The sequence below is a fragment of the Bradyrhizobium rifense genome (assembly GCF_008123425.1).
In the GTDB taxonomy this organism is placed as follows: Bacteria; Pseudomonadota; Alphaproteobacteria; order Rhizobiales; family Xanthobacteraceae; genus Bradyrhizobium; species Bradyrhizobium rifense.
Genome location: NZ_VSSS01000037.1, coordinates 1 through 20,556, shown reverse-complemented (window position 1 = coordinate 20,556; position 20,556 = coordinate 1). Strand labels below are relative to the sequence as shown.

Annotated in this window: 18 protein-coding genes and 7 pseudogenes; 3 read left to right on the top strand and 22 right to left on the bottom strand. The window is 60.1% G+C overall.

The window, feature by feature from the left end; all coding sequences use genetic code 11:
• Positions 1-247: 247 nt before the first annotated feature.
• The 7 genes and pseudogenes from FXB40_RS24080 to FXB40_RS49250 all read right to left on the bottom strand — a co-directional run.
• The gene (locus FXB40_RS24080) at positions 248-1,027 is read right to left on the bottom strand and encodes a phytanoyl-CoA dioxygenase family protein (protein WP_148774680.1); all 780 of its coding nucleotides are present in this window, start codon (positions 1,025-1,027) and stop codon (positions 248-250) included.
• A 565-nt stretch (positions 1,028-1,592) separates the two neighbouring features.
• Entirely contained in the window at positions 1,593-2,897 is a 1,305-nt protein-coding gene (locus tag FXB40_RS24075; RefSeq protein WP_148774779.1) for a lysine N(6)-hydroxylase/L-ornithine N(5)-oxygenase family protein, read from the bottom strand.
• A gap of 814 nt (positions 2,898-3,711) precedes the next feature.
• Positions 3,712-4,157 (bottom strand): annotated as a pseudogene (locus FXB40_RS24070) (transposase); the annotation flags it as partial.
• Positions 4,158-4,256: 99 nt separating this feature from the next.
• Positions 4,257-4,415, bottom strand: coding sequence for a hypothetical protein (locus tag FXB40_RS49255; RefSeq protein WP_246207864.1), 159 nt, complete (start codon positions 4,413-4,415; stop codon positions 4,257-4,259).
• An 89-nt stretch (positions 4,416-4,504) separates the two neighbouring features.
• A pseudogene (gene trbF, locus FXB40_RS24060) lies at positions 4,505-5,203 on the bottom strand (conjugal transfer protein TrbF).
• Positions 5,204-5,206: 3 nt separating this feature from the next.
• A pseudogene (gene trbL, locus FXB40_RS24055) lies at positions 5,207-6,509 on the bottom strand (P-type conjugative transfer protein TrbL).
• A gap of 105 nt (positions 6,510-6,614) precedes the next feature.
• A pseudogene (locus FXB40_RS49250) lies at positions 6,615-6,674 on the bottom strand (putative entry exclusion protein TrbK-alt); the annotation flags it as partial.
• An 85-nt stretch (positions 6,675-6,759) separates the two neighbouring features.
• Here FXB40_RS49250 and FXB40_RS24045 point away from each other — a divergent pair.
• Positions 6,760-6,947: pseudogene (locus FXB40_RS24045) on the top strand (transposase); the annotation flags it as partial.
• Positions 6,948-7,246: 299 nt separating this feature from the next.
• Here FXB40_RS24045 and FXB40_RS50415 read toward each other — a convergent pair.
• The 14 genes and pseudogenes from FXB40_RS50415 to FXB40_RS23975 all read right to left on the bottom strand — a co-directional run bounded on the left by FXB40_RS50415 (position 7,247) and on the right by FXB40_RS23975 (position 16,636).
• Positions 7,247-7,621, bottom strand: a complete 375-nt coding sequence (locus tag FXB40_RS50415; RefSeq protein WP_148774679.1) for a DUF4189 domain-containing protein — start codon at positions 7,619-7,621, stop codon at positions 7,247-7,249.
• 371 nt (positions 7,622-7,992) lie between these two features.
• Positions 7,993-8,787, bottom strand: a pseudogene (locus FXB40_RS24035) (IS5 family transposase).
• 1,300 nt (positions 8,788-10,087) lie between these two features.
• A complete protein-coding gene (locus tag FXB40_RS24030) occupies positions 10,088-10,357 on the bottom strand; it encodes a DUF6129 family protein (RefSeq protein WP_187437101.1) in 270 nt (89 codons plus the stop codon).
• Positions 10,358-10,368: 11 nt separating this feature from the next.
• On the bottom strand, positions 10,369-10,728 hold the full coding sequence (locus FXB40_RS24025) for a DUF3024 domain-containing protein (RefSeq protein WP_148774678.1): 360 nt from the start codon (positions 10,726-10,728) through the stop codon (positions 10,369-10,371).
• Positions 10,725-10,979, bottom strand: coding sequence for a nitrogen fixation protein NifZ (locus tag FXB40_RS24020; protein ID WP_148774677.1), 255 nt, complete (start codon positions 10,977-10,979; stop codon positions 10,725-10,727). The genes FXB40_RS24025 and FXB40_RS24020 overlap by 4 nt, the downstream gene beginning before the upstream one ends.
• A complete protein-coding gene (locus tag FXB40_RS24015) occupies positions 10,979-11,296 on the bottom strand; it encodes a nitrogen fixation protein NifZ (RefSeq protein WP_148774676.1) in 318 nt (105 codons plus the stop codon). Before FXB40_RS24015 ends, FXB40_RS24020 begins: the two co-directional genes overlap by 1 nt.
• A 549-nt stretch (positions 11,297-11,845) precedes the next feature.
• Positions 11,846-12,121 carry a hypothetical protein gene (locus tag FXB40_RS24010; RefSeq protein ID WP_148774675.1) on the bottom strand — a complete coding sequence of 92 codons (276 nt, stop codon included), beginning with the start codon at positions 12,119-12,121 and terminating at the stop codon, positions 11,846-11,848.
• Between the two features lie 272 nt (positions 12,122-12,393).
• Entirely contained in the window at positions 12,394-12,618 is a 225-nt protein-coding gene (locus FXB40_RS24005; RefSeq protein WP_148774674.1) for a 4Fe-4S binding protein, read from the bottom strand.
• A 16-nt stretch (positions 12,619-12,634) separates the two neighbouring features.
• Positions 12,635-14,188 carry a nitrogenase cofactor biosynthesis protein NifB gene (gene nifB / locus FXB40_RS24000; protein ID WP_148774673.1) on the bottom strand — a complete coding sequence of 518 codons (1,554 nt, stop codon included), beginning with the start codon at positions 14,186-14,188 and terminating at the stop codon, positions 12,635-12,637.
• Positions 14,189-14,334: 146 nt separating this feature from the next.
• Positions 14,335-14,580: a hypothetical protein gene (locus FXB40_RS23995; protein ID WP_148774672.1), complete on the bottom strand. Its 246-nt coding sequence runs from the start codon at positions 14,578-14,580 to the stop codon at positions 14,335-14,337.
• Positions 14,577-14,798 (bottom strand): putative nitrogen fixation protein NifT, encoded by a 222-nt coding sequence (gene nifT, locus FXB40_RS23990; RefSeq protein ID WP_148742989.1) that lies wholly within the window; start codon positions 14,796-14,798, stop codon positions 14,577-14,579. Before nifT ends, FXB40_RS23995 begins: the two co-directional genes overlap by 4 nt.
• The gene (gene nifS, locus FXB40_RS23985; RefSeq protein WP_187437100.1) at positions 14,795-15,988 is read right to left on the bottom strand and encodes a cysteine desulfurase NifS; all 1,194 of its coding nucleotides are present in this window, start codon (positions 15,986-15,988) and stop codon (positions 14,795-14,797) included. Before nifS ends, nifT begins: the two co-directional genes overlap by 4 nt.
• 18 nt (positions 15,989-16,006) lie before the next feature.
• Complete coding sequence (locus FXB40_RS23980) at positions 16,007-16,276, bottom strand: NifU family protein (RefSeq protein ID WP_148774670.1); 270 nt, start codon at positions 16,274-16,276, stop codon at positions 16,007-16,009.
• Positions 16,277-16,315: 39 nt separating this feature from the next.
• Positions 16,316-16,636: an iron-sulfur cluster assembly accessory protein gene (locus FXB40_RS23975; protein ID WP_148774669.1), complete on the bottom strand. Its 321-nt coding sequence runs from the start codon at positions 16,634-16,636 to the stop codon at positions 16,316-16,318.
• Positions 16,637-16,954: 318 nt separating this feature from the next.
• Between FXB40_RS23975 and FXB40_RS23970 the strand changes: the two genes are divergently transcribed.
• Positions 16,955-17,545 (top strand): hypothetical protein, encoded by a 591-nt coding sequence (locus tag FXB40_RS23970; RefSeq protein ID WP_148774668.1) that lies wholly within the window; start codon positions 16,955-16,957, stop codon positions 17,543-17,545.
• Positions 17,546-17,939: 394 nt separating this feature from the next.
• Positions 17,940-18,188 (top strand): annotated as a pseudogene (locus FXB40_RS48060) (hypothetical protein).
• A 1,152-nt stretch (positions 18,189-19,340) separates the two neighbouring features.
• Here FXB40_RS48060 and FXB40_RS23960 read toward each other — a convergent pair.
• A partial coding sequence (locus FXB40_RS23960) for a GltB/FmdC/FwdC-like GXGXG domain-containing protein (protein ID WP_246207862.1) occupies positions 19,341-20,556 on the bottom strand: 1,216 nt, incomplete at its 5' end.

The window sequence follows — 20,556 nt, the reverse complement described above, 5'->3', positions numbered from 1 at the left end:
GCAAGTTGCGAAGAGAGACGGCAGCCCGACAGGTTTGCCGCCCCCGTTAGAATAATCCGGCGCTGAGGCCTCAGGCGAGCGACGACGGGGGCCAGTAGGGCTTTAGCGTCGACCCGGCGACACCTCCACAACCGACATACCGGACTGCGCGCGGTGCTCCAGTAGCCGGCAATCAGAACGCCACGCTCTCCGCCCGCATCTTTATGGTCGATCAGTTTCGTGTGCATGCCGAGCCTGGTCCGTGAGCTCAATCCCGATAGAAAATGCCGTTGGGGGGCTTGAGGTTGTCGAGATCGGCCACTTTGCCCTCTGGCGGATTAACGGCGCGCTTAAGCACGTTATATTCGGCGCGGGTCGGTCCACCGGTTGAAGCACGCTGGAACACCAAGTAGAGTGTCCGCCGAGAACGATTGCTTTTGTTCGGTTGTGAGTAATGCGGCGCGTAATCGTCGAAGATGAAGATGTCGCCAGCCTTCCATACTATGGGCTCCCAGGAAAACGTTTCGGTGACTTCAGGATCGATCACCCCGCCGGCGTCCATGGGAAATACCCCCTTCTTGTGGTTGCCGGGGCTGAAGAAAAGGCCGCCGTTGTCCGGGTCGGAGTCGTCAATGCCTATGGCAACGACCGCATGGACCATCCGGTCGGGCAGCCTGTGTGGAATGTGATAAATGTCTTGATGCGGGCGATAGCCGCCGCTATCGGGATAGTGGAAAATAAGCAACTCCTTGAGCCTGCGCGAATCTTCGCCAAGCAGTTCCTCGACAACAGACTTTATGCGCTGATCTTCTAGGAGAAGAGAACGCAATGGATCGTGAAAATCGAGAAAATTCTCGACCTTAGAGATGATCTTTCGATTGTCCGTTGTCTTCTCGAACCACATGAGCCATTTATCGTCGCTGACATCCCAGCGTGAGATATCTTCGACAAAGCTGGAAATACCCTCCCGAGCCGCGGGATCGAAGAACGTTTCGAGCTTAAGGTATCCAACTTTCTGCCACTTTTCTCTTTGTGCATCAGTCAACATGCGAAAGCCTCCTGTTGGTAAGACTGGTTGGTCGAACATTCCGGGCAGGGGAGTCGGGCGCTGGTCAGATTGTGGGTCGACGCTGACGGTACTCCACGGTATGTGGACGGTGGTGCTAAGTGCGTTCCGCCCCGGGTGTATTGCAGGACTTTGTTGTCTCTCCTCACTGGAGAGATCGTCCGGGCCCGTAAAGATCTGTGGGGCCGGTACGTCTGCACGGTGATCACGGCCAAGCATGCTATTGATGATGCGGCTACTCGGTAGGCATTAAACTGGTCCCGATCATTGCTTATCTCACCCGGGCCAGCCTCGACACGCACCGCTACGGGCCGGAACACGCCGCTGACCGCCGACCCAGCCATGACCACCAAGGCCACTGCGCAACTGCGAGTGAGCGAACTGCTGGGATCCTTACGCAAATGCAGCCCCGCAGAACAACGCGGTGCGCCGACAGGTCCAATGGCTTGTTCAGTCACGATGAGCTCGGAGAGGGCTCCGGCCTTCGCCGCAGCCGAGGCGGACATCATTCCTTGGAGGCCCCCGCCGATGATCAGTCGTCGGCGAGTCATATCCCGCTGCCCATTTCTTCGGCTACTGGGTCGGGCCAGCCCTCGACGGAGGTACGGCTGATGAAGCCAGGATGCTCGGGATTCGCGCGCGGTGCGCGCTGTAGAAGGCTGTCAAGAATGCGGCGAGCTCGCCATGCCAGCAGGCTTAGGTTCGGATCGGCCAGCCCGCGCTGCCCGAGGCTCGCGTTCTGTACGTAGATGCGTCTGTCACGTGGTCCGTCCCAGCACACCGAAAAATCCTCGCGAACGGCCAACTCATTGTCGATATGTTCCAGCCGGTCCGCCATCGGTTCAAAGAAGTCTGGCACCGCGTTCACGTAACCGGTGGCCAGGATGACGATGTCGGCCGTGAGTTCTTCGACCTCCTCCATGCCGTGCTGGAGGGTCAGCCTGTGACCCGCGCCGGCGTTGATGCAGTGTGAGACGGTGCAGCCCGGCCGCAGTGTGATGTCGCACGGGTTTGGCTCGAGAAATGCGTGGCGGTACAGCGTCTGATACACAGCGCGCAGCGTGCTTTCCGAAATCCCGTCCGAGGCAAGCACGAAACGCCGGAGAAACAACTTGCGCTGCGGCTCGCTCATGGCCGCGAAACGATCCGAAAAACAGGGCATGAACAACTCGTTTGTGAACGGGCTGTTGTCGAGGGGCAGGTAGTTTTCGCGCTGCGAGATCCAGGTGATCGAGGCAGGCCGCCTTTCTTCCGGCCGGCCGACAAGATGCAACAGCACCTCGGCTCCCGACTGTCCTCCGCCGACAACATAAACATGCTTTTTGTGCACCTCAGGATGGATGTGCAGTAATTCAGATGAGTGGAACAGGTTGCGTCCAATCCAGCCCCGAAACTGAGGCGGAATTTGCGCCTGCTTGCCAATGCCGACCACTAGGTCTCTTGCACTGAGAACTGCATCGTCGGTTCGCACCCGAAACTCGCCATCATAGCGTATTTCGCGCACCGTCTCGCCGCCGCGGACAAGCGGGTTCCTGCGGAACGCCCAGTTCAGGTATTGCTCGAACTCAGCCCTGAGAACAGCATCGAACTGTGCATTCAGGAAGTGGTAGAGACGCCCGTTCTCGTGCAGGTAGTTTATGAAAGTGTAGGCTGATCGCGGATTAACCAGCGTGACCAGATCCTTGACGTGGCTGACCTGGAGTTCTGAGGAATCGAATGCGCTTCCTGGATGCCAGCGGAAGTCAACTTGCCGATCCAAGAACAGTGCCCCGTGCCCGATTTGCTCGTGTATCTGACACGCAAGGCTCAAATTGGACGGGCCAGCACCGATCCCAATGCAAGAGAGCTCCAGTTGCCTTGCTACTACTGACGTTTCCAAAACATGCGCTGTGCGCGGCGAATGTCGGCCATGGCCGTTGGGCTTACCCTCCCCGCAGGCATCGTCGACGCCGCCCGACTTGCGACAGTTTGTCCGCGCGTTCGTATTATCGCGTGTCCCGCCTGCGGATCCGGGCTCCGTGATGAGATCGGCACTCATGCCGGCGACATGTGCCGCGTGACTGGTATCGAGAATCCCGCCTCGATGATCTCGGCGTGATCAGTGACATGCTTTCCCAGCCTATCCCTCATTGCAATTGGGCTCAGTTGCCCGCCTCGACCGTGATGGGCCGACCTTCGGCCTGCTTGGCGACCAGCGGGGACACGGTCATGAGTGCGGCGACAGCATTTTCCCGTCGGTTTGATCATAGAAGACATCCGCTGCTGCGTTCGGGAGGTCCTCTGCATCGAACGTGCCAGAGCAACACAGCAGCAAAGCAACGGAAAGCAGGTATGCGAACCTGTCGAGTATCCGACATTGAGGCCGAAACCCTGCACCGGCGCCGATTTTGCTCGTAGTCGTACTTTTCGGCTTCATGGCGTTGCAGGCGCTCTTGGCACTTTCCACGATCGTCATCGAGGAATGGCCTCGGCGACGAGTATCGATCCCTTGAAAAGGAATTTCCGTTGCGCAGCTGACTATCGGGCGTCGCGCACGATCGGGCTAGCTGCGTGAACGTCTTGAGCTGGGCTCGGCCTCGCGACGAAGGCCAATGAGAACGCAAGGTGGGACGACATCCGTTCCACGCTAGCAACCCTGGTTTACGTAGTCCGCCCTTGAACAATGGCTAAGCCATTGACGCGGCAGTGCCGCGGCGACGGGAGGAAGTATCCGGTTTGGCGGCGCAAGCAGCGATAGCGAACAGGATGAGCGCACGCCAAAGCCCAAGTGTGGCGAGGATGAGGAGCAGATTGTGGCCGGCAGCCACGAGCAGAGCATTGATCGCGTCGCCACCATGACCGAGAAGGAAGTTTCGGTCCAGCCGCCCATCGGTTTTCATGTGACCGATGGTGGCCTCGATGGCCGATCGTCGCTTCATCTCCCGCTTCATGGTGGCGGTCAGGCCGCGCTTGCTGCCGGCGATCATCACCGAACCCGAGCCGGCGTAATCATGGCCGCGATAGTCCTTGTCGACGTAGATGCGGTCCGGATCGATACCCCAATCTCCACCGCCTGATCGACCGTCGCTGCGAGCGTGTGGCCGTCATACGGATTGCCCTCGAAGGATTTGGCCGGTGCGGACCGGCTGCACCCGTGCTGCGGCGTTGGCCTGTTTGACGAGAACCTTCGATTCAGCAGCTTTCGGGATTCGTTTGCCGGCGGCGAGCGGTTTCAACTGCCCTGATAGCGGCAGGGGTTCGGCAATTCCACGATCTTGACGGGCGACGGCGGATCGGCGGTGAGCGTCGCCGGCTCCGCGGTATCGTAGTTGATGTCGGGGGATGAGATTGTGCGCGCGCAGCCGCCGTGCGTCGCGACGGGCAGCAGCAAAGCCGTAAGTGCGGATTTACGGAAGCACGGATCCCTGTCTTTCCGGCTTTGCTGAACGATTGAGAGAGGCGAAGCCGGACCGCCGGCGCTTACGGAAATCGGCGGGGGTCATGTCCCAGCTCCTTCGACCAGTTGATGGCGTTGACGTAGATGCCGAGCGGATTCTTGCGCAGCCGATCGGCGTCGGTTGGAGGCTGAATCGCGATGGCAAGGATCGCAGCCCAAAGTGTGGTGCCGGCGAGCGCCAATTAGCCCTGCTCGACCCAGGCGACGCGGAAGCTGTCGGGCGAAGCGCGAATGACGCTGGAGACGTCGATCGCGACCTGCTCCTTGCCGAGACTGGCGAGGGGTCATTGGCGCGGGCGTAGTCGTTCAGCGCCAATGCGCGCGCCCTGGTCGTGAAATCGTAGGCCTGCGGCCACTTCTGCTGCACGATGATCGGATCGGCTGGAAGCGAGCGCACCATCGTGGTGAAGTGGGCGAGGTACCAGGCAATCTGCGGGCCGCTCGGCCTGTAGTCGGCCGCAGCCGGCGCCATAGCTTGCGCCTCGCCGAGCTCGTCGACCTGTACACCTAGGGAACGACGGTGCCGTGCGCGGACTGCCAGACGAGCCCGCCGACGAGGCCGCAAGCCACGATCAGCGAACCGAATGCCATCGGCTGCCAGTTCTTGGCTTGCACGCGGGCCGAGCCGATGCGCTCATTCCAAACCTGCGCCGCGCGCTGGTATGGAGTTGCGGGTTCGGGTGTTCGGCCGTAGCGGCCGACGATCGCCGAAAGACTGACATTCGTTATTCTCCTCCCGAGAGGTCGACGGAGTGGCCGCCGCCATGGCTATCGCCGGATTTGAGGGCTTGCGCGGCGGACTGCGCGCCGTGAACAACCGCCTCATTGCGTTTCATGCGCTGGACCCAGGCGGGCAAACCTCGCTCGCTCCTTGGGAAGCGGCTCCCTCTTGCGGCCTCGCCACCCTCAACGACTCCCATAGTCGAGGAGCCACCCGTGTTGGCGAAACTGGCGCGGGCGCCTGAGGCGAAGCTCTCCTGCATTGCCCGGTTGCTTGCTCGGCGGCGCGCCTGATGGGTGCGGCGACAACGCTGGCCGCCGCACGGCCCGCGCCGCTAAAGCCGGACGAAACGCGGCCTGCGCTGGACCGACCGGCCGAGGCGAGGCTGTAGGGGGAGGACACGCCTCCCGCCATCGCCGTACCACCAACGCGGCGGCCGCCAACGCTCCCCTTCCGGCGAGAGCGAGCGAAGCGCCGCCCGCCATCGCCGCGCCGGCGACGGCGAGGCTAGTTCCGACAGCAGCGCCCGCGCCAAGCTGCGGCGCGCCAGAGAACAGACCGTTAGCGATGCCCGGCGCCGGGGGCCGAGCATGGCGAGTGCGGCGAGCACGACAGAACGTCTGCTCGATCGTCGGCTGGCAGCCGCCATAGGTGGTGGTGAACTGCGAGACAGTCCGGCGCCGATGCCGACGATGACAGCGAGCACCATCACCTTCACGGAGGCGACGACATTGCCCAGCACCTTCTCGGCGAGAACGGCAGTCTTGTTGAAGAGGGCGAAGGGAAAGAGGATGAAGCCCACGAGCGTTGTCAGTGAACTCGATCAACGTGACGAATAGCTTCACCGCCAGAATGAATAAGCGATCAGGACCAGGAGCCAGGACACCATCAGCACCGCAACCTGGACGAAGTTCGCAAAGAAGCTGGTGAAGCCCATCATCTGGCTTGCGGCGTCCAGCAGTGGGTGGCCCGCGGTCGAGACCGACCTACGCGAGCCGGCCGGGCCGCGGGAAATCGGCTGTCGAGATGGAGGAGCCGCCGGCCTTCAGGCCAAGCCCGGCGAAGCTATTGAAGATGAAGCCCGAGAGAGTGTTGAAGGTGAATAATCCGATGTAGAGCGCCTTCTTCACCAGCCGCTGGAGGATGCCTGCGCCGGCGCACACGCCCAGAACAGGCAGGCCAAGGTGATGTCGATGACGATCAGCGTCGAGGCGAAAGAAGTGATCTCGCCTTGGATCAGGCCGAAGCCTGAATCGATATAGGTGGTGAAGGTGTTGAAAGGTGTCGATGACGCCGACGTTGTTCATCGTTATCTCCCCTCCGCAGCGTTCGTCGTCGACGGTGTGGCCGGCGCGGCCCGTTGCGGCACGCGGCACCGGCCTGCCGAAGAAGCGCGCGCGGTTCTCCTCCCAGACCGCCTGGCAATGCGGATCTTCGGCATCCTGGGGGCCAAGCGCGCGGCAGCGGTGCAGCTAATAGGCCGAGAGATCGTCGGGCGTGGAGACAGCAGGAGCGTCGGAGCCGGGTTGTGGCGCGGAACGGCGATGGATGGCGGACACCCACCTCCGCTTGCCGCTGGCACACCGCAAGCACATGAAGTCGACCAACATGCTGGAGCGGCTCAACGAGGGATCAGGCGACGCACCTATGTGGTGCGTATCTTCCCCAATGGCGAGAGCTGTCTACGGCTCGTCCGTGCGTTGACCGTCGAACGCCATGAGCCTTGGCTCGAGGACCGTCGCTAGCTGAACATGGATCTGTTGAAGGACCACAAGAAGGAGGAGTTACGCCAGGCGGCCTGACGATGCTCGGACCCCAAAGGGATGGACGCCACCCCTCTCCGCCGCCGTCGCTCGCCTGCTGCGCTTCTGGGTGAGGCGAGCGACGGCGGTTCCGAGGGGATGGCTCGGCCGGATCCCATGATCGATTTTACTGAACTTGACGCACAGAACTCTCTTCAGTCGCGGGGTTCGGCTGGATATGTCTGCTGCGAATTTGGGTTCGCCTGACCTCCTTCCTTAGGGCCTTGGCTTACTGAAGGGCCTTAGTGGCAAACCCAGGCCCGCAGCTTGCAGTCCTCGTTGCCGGTCTCATTACATCCGGCCAGCGCGCCTTGTTGCGATAGCTCCTCTTCAAATTCACCAAGTGGGTGGGACCACCACCCACGTCCCAGCCGGCGTCCATTGCCTATGGCAACGGCGGCGCAAGCGTTGCTTTCGTAAGCTTCGATTTGGCAATCCGAGCCGCCCTTGCGGCGACAGTCGAGCAGGGCCCACCGTTTAGCGTGCTTTTGTGATCTACACCCGTGCGAGACACCGACCACGTGATCTGGTTTGGAGTATGCGATGGCCCCGGAGCCGGCGAACGCGGTATTGTTTGAAATGAACAGCGCGAGGACGCTGATTATTAGTTTACGCATTCACTTTTCTCCATTCGGATTTGAGCATCGCACCGATTGGCGCCTATTGCCCTACGGCGAGATACAGCAAGGGCCGTGCCAGCGCTCCTCGCGCGCACTAAGCGCCTGATTGTGTTTTGAAACAGTTCGCGATGCGCAAACCGCGCACGGTGTTTTGAATCTCACAGCTTTGTGCACCGCTGTTAGAAAGCGGACAAGGATCGAGGAGCTGACGCATCCGGACCTTGCCCCACGGACTTGATCCGGATTGAAGGCAATTCCTTTTTGGCAATGCGCGCGGCGCCCTGGGAGACTTGCGGTGGACTACCGCCAACTGCTGCAAGAGGATTTCACGGTCCACTGCCGCGCTTACAGCAAACTAGGGTACAGACTCAATTGAGCCAATATGCGACGAGAGCGGCGAGCTGAACAGCGGCCAAGAAATTCCGGACGAGCTTGTCGTATCATGTGGCGATGCGGCGGAAGTCCTTGAGCCGACAAAAATCAGCGTTCGATGATATTTCGGCCTCCGTAGGCGCGTTTGTTGAAACGATGAATGACGACACGGTTGGATTTATTGGGAATGACGGGCTTGGCGCCGGGACCAGCGATTTCGGCGCGAAGGTTGTCCCCGTCGTACCCTTTGTCTGCGAGAAGCGCGCTCATGGGCGGTGCGAGCGCCAGAACATCGGGCGCGGCAGCGATGTCGGCATCCTGACTTGGGGTTAGATGCAGGACGACCGGTCGGCAGAGCGGATCGCTCAGCGCATGGACTTTTGTCGTGCGGCCTCCCCGCGAGCGGCCGATTGCCTGATTGTGCTCCCCCTTTTCCGCCGGAGGCACACCGATGAGCTTTAATCGAAGTCGAGTCGAGCGACAGCACGACGGCATCTTCGCCAGGTTTGGCCAGTGCTTGAAAGATTGCGCACCATCGTTCGCGCTTGGCCCAGCGATTGAAGCGATTGTAGATCATCGTGTAAGGACCGTATTAGCCCGGACAATCACGTCATCGCGCACCCGATTGCAGCTTGTGAACAATACCGCTGATGATGCGCCGATCGTCGTCCCGATCCGGCCCCGTCAGTCCCGTCGGCAGATGAGGCGATGAGGTTCGATACGAGCCCATTGCCTGTCATTCAACCAAAACAAGCCCGCGCGCTTTTCTCTCGCCCCCGGATCAAGAACACGGAGGCAAGAGACTCACGTGGCGCTATTTAGGTACAGACCCTAGCTAGCAGCGAGAGACAGCTCAGCGCCGAATGACGTCTGCCGGCCGAGCTGATGATCCGCCGGCACGCTCGCGGACCGCATTTCCGGTGATGGATCTATATTCACAGATGCGCCTATATCCGTCGCTGATCGAAACCATGACAACCGATGAGGTCTAGGCCAAGTGGGCGGTCTATCGGCAGACCGGTCAGCTCGTTCACCGCGCGAGCTGACCCTCGGGGACGCAGAGACCTGGAACGATCAGCCGGCCCGGCGGTCGTAAGCCGCCTGGCCGGAACGATCACGCCGATCAATTTCCGAAAATTGAATCATATCTCAGCGCTGGTGACCCAAGCCAATCCCCAAGGTACGTGCTTTCTGTCGTAGGGACCCCTCGGATCGCTTCATCTGCTTTGAAACCCTCGCTACAGGAGTGCGGGCCTTTGAGTGCGCTTTGAGCAGCTTGACGTCATCCTTACTATACTCTTTGCGCTTGACGGCTTTTGCCACGTGATATTCTCCGATTTCGCTTTACAAATTTGTCTGTAGCGCCTCGTTTTTTTTGGCGAAAGACGCAACTGCCTCCCATTACCATATCAATGGTCATCGGCAACTATTCAGGCGGATTATTCTCTTCGCGATAAGAACTGGAACTACACGCGAATGTGTCCTCCCTCCATTTTTATCCGCGTGACAAACCCGATTCTCGACATGCACGTCACCCGGCTTCAACATGGAAGCAAGCCACAGAGAAGGGACGCTCGATCCGTCTTCGAAAGCGACTCGACAATCGCTGCTTGCTTGAATGCTCCGACTTCAAGTCACCAAGACATTTCGTAGAATGATACTAGGCGCCAGCATTAAGTAGCGCTGGATCGGCCGGGACACTCGCACTGCCTCACTTGCGCGCGCATCATCAACCGGCCTCCACGGCAAGTGCACGGCGTTGCCGCGCGAAGAACAAACGTCTTGTCCAATTTACCAAAGGAAGGCGGCTTTAAGTGAAAGTTCTCGCAAAGGCAAATCTTGCGATACCATATCCTCGTCGGTGGATCGAGCCCAGCTCGCCCGTCCTAATTGATCTGCCGCAGTATTCTTGACCTAATTAGCAACGTTGAGATACCCAGGCAATTCCGCCAGAGGAACGATCGCCTGCCCCGTCTCATGGACCCGACGAACGAGCGTCGTGATCTCCCTGGGCTGGTCACTACCGCGTGGTAAACAAGCCGCGGGCCTAGCCGTCCGGGGTGAGCTTGGCACCGGCAGGCGATTACTTGATCATGAGTTGCCAGAGCGCTTGGCCAGCACAATGCCGTTGGCACGCTGCGGATCATCCGTAATCTGTGCACACTGACCGCCACTGTCGAGCAGATGCAAGTCGAACTGTCCAACGCGGCGGAACGGACTCTGCGTCATGTCAGAGGCCTCGCAACAAATCCAGGCTAGATGTGGAAATGTCTGCCGGAGCGTGAGGCAGGGCTCAGACGCTGTATCAATAGTGGCTAGCGTCTGCTCGATGTTCGTCAATTCGCCTGCGGCGAGCACCATCTCCATAATCCTTATTGCCAGAACAAACGTTCAGGGTCGGCGCTCAGAACCGCTGTCGCCAAGCCAAGCCGTTGATGGGTCGAATGCCACTCCCAGACGCCCTTACCGTGATCTTTGCGGAACAGCTGCCATGCCGCCCCAGTCCTATCGTGGTGCAATAGCGCGACGTCGACGAGGCCTCCCTCCGCATCGATATTGCCTGAGCAGCACCGGCTCTCGACAAGATAGCCGCCAGCAACCGCTGTCACCTCTGGCGAGACAAATCGGTAGCGCTCGCGCCCCGTCAGCGCGCGCACGATCCGCCATCGGTCGAGCTCGTTGGGATGCGCAGGCAATCCGCAATGATGTCGCCTGATGATGGCGGCGTTCATTGCGCGATATCCTGGACTGCGGCGATCTCTGCCTCAAGGCAGCCAACCACCAACTGCTTGCCGAAGTCGACCATATAGATGGGTAGGTTCGCTTCCGTATGGAGACCGACCTGGACGATCTCACCAATCTGTCCGACGCTGACCAGACACTCTTCCGCCGAGGCGGCGGGAAAGGAACCGTCGTTGAGCAGATCGATTGCCGCCTCGACACGTTGGCCTGAGCTGTATTTTGGCACCCTTGGTTCGATCATCAGGGTGCCCCTCCTGACAAGCAAGGCTCCTCGCCTCTGTTGCCTCGCGTGACTAGATCAAGCTCTTTGCGTTTCATGCCGACGCGATAGCCTGAAGCGAGGAACTCGACCCCATAAATATAAAATTGTTGCAGGAACGTACCGATCGAAACGACATAGCCAAGCTCGCCTTTCTTGACGAGAACCTCACCGATCTCCTTGCCCACATAGGTGCCGTCGTTTCGGATGGTGCGGTTGGCCCGCACCTTATCGCCGTAATCAAAGAAGGGCACGTCCGTCAACTCGAAGATGTCACTATCACGGGCGATGTTGCTCATGCTGCCGTCTCTTTCCATGCTTCAACTGTGCGGCGCTTCGCGAGCGCCCGGCGTTACGGACCGCCCTATCATGATCCTCGATCAACTCCGTCGATTCCCGCACCGCCGCGCGGCTTGCGACCACGTATTGGATGAGCCGACGGGGATGACGATGCGTCCACATCAACGCCCGGCACCCCAAAACGGATGCTTGAGATGGCGATCCGCGAGCCCATGATTGATGTTGAGGAAGCCGCCGATGCTGCACGCGAGTCCGTCGTTGACGCAACGAACCTGAGCCGGCAGCAAGAAGTGCGGTTCAGCGCGACACGCGCAGCTGGCAGAATCGACCTGATTGCCCGGCAACTGAGGGCATCGTGGATGACATCACTCATGGTCCCGCCCATCCGCTCGAGCGTGCCTCGCAAACCTTGGCGCCAATCTTGTGCGCGGGACTGCGGCCCAGCAGTCTCTCGGCAAACCGCCGTCCTTCCCTCGAGTTGCCCGAGACGCGTCTCCAAGTGGGCAACAAGCCTTGAGCGAGAATAGCAAGACCCACGCGAGGTACTCTCATAGCAGCCGAATTCGGGCTGGTGGCACCACCGCGCCGGTCGGCAGCAAAATCATATCCGCATCACGAACGCCTTGGCTTGACACAGGTTGATTTTCTGCATCTTCAGAACCCTGCCGCCCTGCAATGATGCTCGGCCGGCTCGACACCGTGCGACCAACACAGAGCTCGGTGAGGACGCCCTCGTTTCGCTCGGATGACCGACTGAAGAAGACCTCCAGCATGAATGTCGCCTGTTCAATGATGGCTGAGGTCACTGGATTGATATCGCGCAAGACGGGTCCGCTCTTGGTGGACCCATCGGCGAAATCGATCCTCGACGCTCAAGACCGCAGCCTTCGGGCCGGCAGGAATAGCTTAACGCGTTGCCCTCGACGTTCGCGTCGCCAGAATATGGCTCGCCAACTGCGAAAAAGCCGGCGACCAGGGCGAGCCGTCCACCCGATTTGGGAGGGCGACAGCCGCGGTCGGCGCCTCGTCAAGGCGACGCATCATCCGCCCGAGTTTCTGAACCGTTCGTGTCGTGGTGACATCCATGTTGTGGTCCTCAAGGGGGCGCCCGATGGCGTGCCAGTGCTGTGTCGAGCACGCATGTGTTGTCAACCGGACAAACCGCCACGCATTGCGGTTCGTCAAAGTAGCCGTCGCACTCGGTGCATTGCTCCGAATCGATCAGGAAAGCGCCGGCTACCTCGGAAATAGCAAGATTTGGGCATTGCGTTTCGCACGCTGAACAGCCCGTGCATTGCGAGGCGATGATCTTGTACGGCATTGTCTGAACCCATCCTTCAGGCGGCGGAAATCAGCGCATTGTGGCGGGCCGGATCGACCCGCTCAAGGTGCTTGATCTTCCGCTCATTGACTTTATCGAGATAGAGTTTGAACCAGGCGATCGTCGAGGCATCGATGAACTCGCAGGCGTACTGATCGACCGGCTCGATGCCGGCCTTGATCAATTCGGCCTTCGGGCAGCCGCCGATCTTTGACACGAATACGGCGTGGCAATCCTTGATAGCGCCGATGGCGATTTCGAGCTTGCTGTCCTCGCCATGGCCGCCCTGGCAATAGGGATGAATAGGACGATGACGAACGAATTTCGCGCCTGAAGTCGAGAGCTCGTAGATCTGGAACTCCTTGGCGTGACCGAAGTGCTGGTTGATCAATCCCGAGCCCTTGGTTGCAACCGCCACCAGCACTTTGATTTCGCTGGACGCGCCGGCGAGCCCCGCGAGCTCCTCCTGCTGGGCCGCAAGCTTTGTGATGCGCGCTTTCTCGACTTTGGCCTGATACGCCTTTCGGGGCTGCTCGTCGTATTTGATGTCCATCGCCATGATCTTTTCCATGGTGAACTCCGAGCCGCGGTCCTCTCCGAGCAGTCCGACGGCGTCGGCCCGGCACTGACGACAATGACGCATCATGTTCATCTTGCTTTCGCAGCTATCCTGCAACGCTGTCACTTCCTGTGCGGTCGGGCCGCGTTGCCCCCTGAGACCGAACACGGTGCCGTGCTCGGGCGACGATATCAGGGGCATCACGTTATGCAGGAAGGCACCGCGCGACTTCACAGCCATGTTCACCGCAACCAGATGCTGATCGTTTATCCCGGGAATCATCACCGAGTTGACTTTGCACAGGATGCCGCGCGCGGTGAGCATCTCCACGCCCTGGAGCTGCCGATTGCTAAGGATGCTTGCAGCTTCAACGCCGGTGTAGCGCTTGTGGCGGTAAAAGATCCAGGGATAGATCTTTGCACCAATTTCGGGATCGATCATGTTGATCGTGATCGTCACGTGATCGATCTTGAGTCTTGCGATCGTGTCGACATGATCGGCTAGCGCAAGACCGTTCGTCGAGAGGCACAGCTTGATACCTGGCGCGAGCTTGTTCACAAGCTCGAACGTCTTGAATGTCTTGTCCGGATTCGCTAGCGGATCGCCAGGGCCGGCAACGCCGACCACGCTCATCTGAGGGATCGCGGAAGCGACCGCCAGCACCTTTTTGGCGGCCTGCTCCGGCGTCAACTTCTCGCTGACAATGCCGGGGCGCGATTCGTTGGCGCAATCGTATTTACGATTGCAGTAATTGCACTGGATATTGCAGGCGGGTGCGACCGCGACATGCATGCGGGCATAATGGTGGTGCGCCTCCTCGCTGTAGCAGGGATGGTTCTTCACCTTTTCCACGATCTCATTTGGCAGATTGCTGATGCCGGTCTGAGATCCGCAGCTCGCCTTCCCGCTGCCGCCGATGGTAGCGCAGCCCTTGTGCTTAGTGACCGCTTGCGTGGTCTCCCTGATCTCGCCGCCGCCGCAGGATACTTGGTGTTGCGCTGAAGTACTCATTTTTCCAATTCTATTCGCAAGCCGAACCCTACCGGCAAGCATCCACAGAGACGTTTCTGAACAGCTAAGAGCAACTGGCGTGCCATGCCTGCCACAAATGACTTTTGCGATTTGCGTCAAGTAGTTATGTAACACTCGCACGAATGTCAGTTTATCATCATGTTGGAAAGCTGACAGAGATTGCGATCACAAGAGCGCTGGCAGCGTTGTTTTGACGACGGGTAGGCTGCTTCACCGATGCCCTTGGCAAAACGCAGGGCGGGTGGCCGGTCACGCCAGGCCCAAGCCAGGGGAATGGTGTCGCGTTCCTCGCAGGTGCCGGACCGCCCCGCCAGGAACAGCTTCCGCCTCCGCCGGTTGGCGAGGTTTTGTGGAACCAGAGCATTCATCATTCGGTTGCTTCGCCGCCGCGCTTCTTGGCGTTGATAGTGATTGGTAGGGTGGTGTCACTCGCCATCGCCGGTAGGTCGAGCACCCAGCCGTTCGCGATTCTGATCCAACCGCCCCACAGCGTCTCGTGCTCCCATTCGACGATCGGCTCCTCAAGATCCTTCTTGGGCACATAAATCGAAAGGCCCGTCTCGGGCGAACGGCGAATCATAACCTTCATGGGAGCTCCGCACGTTGTGAGCTCTCGCCCGCGCGCTCCTGACACGCACGCCACAAGGCTCTCTGTTTGGCAACGATGTCCGGCATGACTTGCAGGACACGGTCGATCTCATCGGGCGCCGTCTCGCGCGACAGCGAGAAGCGAACCGCAGCGCGCAAAAAGGGCGGTGGTACTCTCATCGCGCGCAGGACATGGGATGGCTCCATCGAGCCGGACGCGCAGGCTGAACCGAGTGAGACGGCAATTCCGTTGCGGTTCAGGTGGTGGACGATGGCCTCCGCTTCGATATGCTCGAAGGCAATGTTAGACGTATTTGGCAAGCGGTTCTTGACATGGCCAAGCACGATGCAACAGCCGTGAGCGAGAATGCCCTGCTCCAGCCGGTCGCGAAGGGCGCCAATCTGCGTCTGGTCTTGTGCGAGGTTTGCCGCAGCGAGTTCCGCCGCTTTGCCGAGCCCAACAATACCCGTAACGTTTTGGGTACCAGCGCGGCGACGCCGCTCTTGTACGCCGCCGAAAAGCAGCGGCCGGAACTTGACGTCCTTGCGCACATACAGCGCGCCGATCCCCTTCGGACCATGGAGCTTGTGCCCGGAGAGCGACAGCATGTCGATGTCCGTAGCCTTCAGGTCAATCGGAATTCGCCCGACCGCCTGGACTGCGTCGGTGTGAAAGAGCGCGCCGACTGAGCGCGCCATCTTGGCGAGGGACTTCACCGGAAAGATCGTACCGGTCTCATTATTGGCCCACATGACCGAGGCGACTGACGTGCGCCTCGACAATGCCTTGCGATAAGTCTCGATGTCCAGTCGGCCGCTGGCATCTACCGGAATGACATGGGTCTTGATTCCTCGTCGGCCCAACTCCTCGGCAAGGGACAGCACGGCCGGATGCTCAACGGCCGTTGTGACGATCTCGTCGCGCCCCTCCTGCACGGCGAGCGCAGACAAGATCGCTGTGTTGTCGGCTTCAGTCCCGCCGGAGGTGAAGACGATCTCATGATCGAATGCCGCGCCAATGAGGGACTGCAGGTTCCGGCGCGCCAGTTTCAATGCGGACGCAACCTCGCTGCCGAATGCATGCGCGGAGGACGCATTGCCGAATTGTGTAGAGAAGAACGGCAGCATCGCCGCAACGACCAACGGATGTGCGCGGGTCGTCGCGTTGTTATCCAGGTAGATCGGCCGCACGGACTGTCCGCTCTGCACTTAATGTCGCCCTTTGGCGGCTCCGCGGAGCGGGATCAGGCGGACGAACTCGCCGAGCCGCTCGATCAGACGCGCCTGAATGGCCGCGAGCGTCGTGCCCGCAAGCTTGCATGACATGCAGGCGCCGGTCAGCCTGACGATGAGCTCACGATCTCCACGATCACGCCTGAGGCTCGCCCGATTCTCATCGAGCACGGCTCCGACAATTTGCTCGCAATCGGAAGGCTCAGAAATCGGAGGCTGCTTCGTTGGTACAGTCTTGATGCCCATGTTTCGAAGCCCTTCTATTGCGGATGGTCGAGGACAGGCTCACCTGCACGGTTTGTCGCAGGAGCAGCTCGACTTGGCATTTGGATTGTCGAATCGGAACCCCGATCCTTCGGGCGACAGCACGAAATCGATCGTGGTACCGTTGAGATGCTCTTGGGTCGCGCTGTCGACGAAGAGTTTGATGCCGTCTAGCTCGACCACGGCATCATCGGAGCTCGGCCCATGCGCGAGATCCATCTTGTATGTGAACCCCTCGCAGCCGCCGTCATCGACCATGATCCGCAGACCGCTCGCCGGCTGCCCTGTCGTCGAGATTGCGGCCCTCAATGCATTGATGGCGTTATCCGTTAGGTTGATCATTTCTGACTCGCTTACAGGTCTTGTCGCAAGGCACGTTTCGCAAATCCCATGCCAGTCGAGATGCAGCTGAAATAAAGGATTTGCAGGCGGCCACTGTTCGATCCCACGACTTGTGTGTCGGGTTTTCGACACGACGCTTCCCGGCCGCGGCGTCATCCGGCCAAGACCTCGTGACGGTGCCTGCACGTATTCATGCAAATAGCGCCAAGCTGCTGCTTACGCCGCGGAGATCGCGTGACGGCAAACAATTTGCATAAGCGTAGCGGACACGTCGCTTTGCGCGACGCGTCACACCACGCATTGATGAGGAGCCTTTCCATGACGTCGATTGACAACACTGCTCTTGGCCCGTTGGACAAGGAGGGGCGGCTATTGAATGCGGTACTTAAGAGTGAAACGACGAAGTCGGGGCGATTTGGATTCCGGGGTGACATCGCGCTGAAATTCCAAGCCCAGTTCGCCGACGAAAAGCGACCGCCGGTCTATTCCATCGAACAAGTTCTTGCGATCGCGGAGGAAGGCGAACCGACTATCCCGGTCCTTGCCGGATATCTGCATTCCTTTGCGTATCTACCCGAGGCCGCAAAGGTTCTGGATGGCAGGCTGAGCCCCAAAGGCAGCTATTTCATGTTCTGCAACAACATTGATCTGCTCGCGAAGTACCGTACCAAGGTAGGCGACATCACCTTCCGCATTCTGCCTTGCGACGAATCAACTGTGTGGAAGGAGATGATGGACCTCGCCGGCGTCGACAAGAATGACATCAAGAAGCTCGGTCCGGCCGGTAGGCTCGACTACTTGCTCGACGCGGCCAAGGACATCGGTGGATCATACAGCGAGATCTCATACGAGGACGGCTTGGCCAAAATGGAGCCGGTGAAGAACAGAGGCGAAAACCGCCCAGTCTGAGGCATCGCCTCAGGCCCCCTCGCCAACTCGACGAGTCTGCCGCAGAGAGAGTCACTGCACCCAGAGCGAGTCACTGTACCGCCTCGCCTGGGACTGGCTCTGAAACCCTCGTGATGGACTTCTCGGCCTACGTTTGGGAGATCATACGACCGCTCTGCTAGGCGTGTGTTGGCCATGAGTACTGTCGTCAATTACACCGAGGGGCGGCTGGCCGGGAGGGTCCGGCTGGCTGCGTCCATTGGGATCCGAACATTCCAATGATGATCGGCTCCTATTCGCGGTCATATTTCAGAGGGCTGATCGACGGTGTATGGATCAACTTTGGCGTTGTGCTCCAGGCCTTTGCCGGCCTGAGCGGCGCTGGCGCTGAGATGTCGCGCGGGGAGCGATCACTGTGCTGATGTTCGAGGAAAGACTGCAGGCGACCGGCACGTTCAGCGGCTGGGCGATCTCCGTGCTGCGGAAAGCCGGCGCCATCCGCGAGTGCGAGGAGCACGGCTGGACGCAGGACAGCGCCCCGCATCGCCAGCGAGATCGCCCGGCAAGATCCGCCCCAGGTAGCGTCTGAGGACGAAGCTGTCGCTGAACTGGTGGAGGTGCTGGACTCGATCGGAGATACCTGCCCGAGTGCCCGCCGCTGTAATCAACAGCACGCGCGTGAGGTCGAGCAGGCGCGTGGATTCTCCTTCAGCCTCGTCTTCGGCCATCCGCGGCGTCCTTAAGGATTGCTCACGGAGGTTGCTGTTTCGATCCGTAGCAGATCGAGCGAGGTAAACGGGATCAAGGCTAGCAGACACCGCAAGAAATCGAAGGATGCGACCGCTTCATAGGGCGCTATCGAGCCGACCGTGTCGGATGAGGCTTGGCCGCAGCGCGCTTCATCCTGTAAGCAGTGAAGTCGATGATTGTTGCCGAGGTCTCTGTCATCTGATTCGTCCACTCACTCTTGAAAGCGTCGCGCCTGAGTCCATGATTGCAGCAGAACTATTCGGCCGGCGTCCGTCTTGCGAGAGCACGGCCGCGGCTGCAGCGAGTCGGATGCCACGTATCCGACTGTTCGCACAAAGCGAAGCCATTTGTTGCGGCCTCCCGCCGCGCGTGGAAGCGGTTGGCGCATTTCCGAGAACAAAGCCCCGTTTGCCAGCAGTAATAGCGGATAAGCCCGAATCGTCCCACCGCATACCGTGCAGAACCTCGATGACCCGTGGTTGGAAGCATAATAGTCACTGCGCATTCTCGCCTTCCTGTCGGCGCGACCTGGATCTCCCCCATGCATCTCCATTTCCGCGACACGGCGCTCGCACTTTAACTGCGGGTCGCCAATTGCGATGCTTGTGGCATGTACGGACGACCGGCGCAGAGTGTGAGTCTGGTGTGCGCCTACCTGGCAAAGCGGCACGGGCTACTCCAAGCGCCTTCGTCGGGATTGCCGACTTTAAGCGACTGTTGATCTTGATTGATGCAATCCGCAGGGCAGTCACGATCATATCATTATCTTTTTGGCCTATCTTCGATGGAATTCAACTGACCAGGTGACGGCAAGCGTATAGCAGCCCTCACCTGTTGTGGTGCACCCCTCACTGTCATTGCGCTCCAGGGACGCGACGGCCCCGATCCCGTACCTTCCTCAGAACGACGCGTGGGGACATCAAAAACGATCTTGCGTGATCACCAGGCAGGAACGTATCAGCCGGCCCTACCCGGTGAGGATCTGCTTCGGGTTGCGCTGGCGCACGCGTGTGGGAGCGCTATAAGCGCTATACCTGCGCCTCGGGCGCGAGCGGTGTTCGGTATGTCAGTGGTTCTCAGGCCCCCGGGGCCCGATCGCGATTTTCGGCTCGGCGTCCGCGTTGGCGGCCATTTCGCGTAGCGCGCGCCGGTACTCGCGCGGCATCACCTTGCGGAATTTGGGCAGCCAGTCCTTCCAATTGGCAAGGATGTCGGCGGCGCGCTTGGAGCCGGTCGCTTTCGCATGGCGCGAGATCAGGGCGTGCAAGCGCTCGACGTCGGAATCGAGCAGGTTCTTGAACACGTCGACCCGGCCGTGCGCCTCGAGGTCACCGGTGTGGCGATTGGTGTCGGCGTTGATCAGCTCTTCCGACAGCAACGGCTCGAGATCGACCATCGCCATGTTGCACAGCGTTTCGAAGTCGCCGGTCTCGTCGAGCACATAGGCGATGCCGCCGGACATGCCGGCCGCGAAGTTGCGCCCGGTCTTGCCGAGCACGACCACGATGCCGCCGGTCATGTATTCGCAGCAATGATCGCCCGCGCCTTCGATGACGGCGACCGCGCCCGAGTTACGCACGGCAAAGCGTTCGCCGGCGACGCCGCGGAAGTAGCACTCACCGTCGGTCGCGCCGTACAACACGGTGTTGCCGACGATGATGCTCTCTTCCGGCACGATGCTGCTGTTGGCCGGCGGCTTGACGATGATCTTGCCGCCCGAGAGGCCCTTGCCGACATAGTCGTTGGCTTCGCCCTCGAGCTCGAAAGTGACGCCATGCGCGAGCCAGGCGCCGAAAGCCTGGCCGGCGGTGCCCTGGAGGCTGACATGGATGGTGTCATTCGGCAGGCCGGCATTGCCATAGATCTTGGCGATCGCGCCCGACAGCATCGCGCCGGCGGAGCGGTTGGTGCTGTTGATCGCAGCCTCGATCTTCACCGGCGCACCGCGGTCGAGCGAGGGCTGTGCCTTCTCGATCAGCGTGCGGTCGAGCACCGCCTCCAGGTGATGGTTCTGGCGCTCCGAGTGATAGATCTTCTGGCCCTTCTCTTCCTTCTGCCGCACGAACAGCTTGGAGAAATCGAGCCCCTTGGCCTTCCAGTGCGCGACCAGCTTGGTCTGGTCGAGCAGTTGGACCTGGCCAATCATCTCGTTGAAGGTGCGGAAGCCAAGCGAGGCCATGATCTCGCGGACTTCCTCGGCGACGAAGAAGAAATAGTTGATCACGTGCTCGGGCTGGCCGGTGAAGCGCTTGCGCAGGACTGGGTCCTGGGTGGCGACGCCG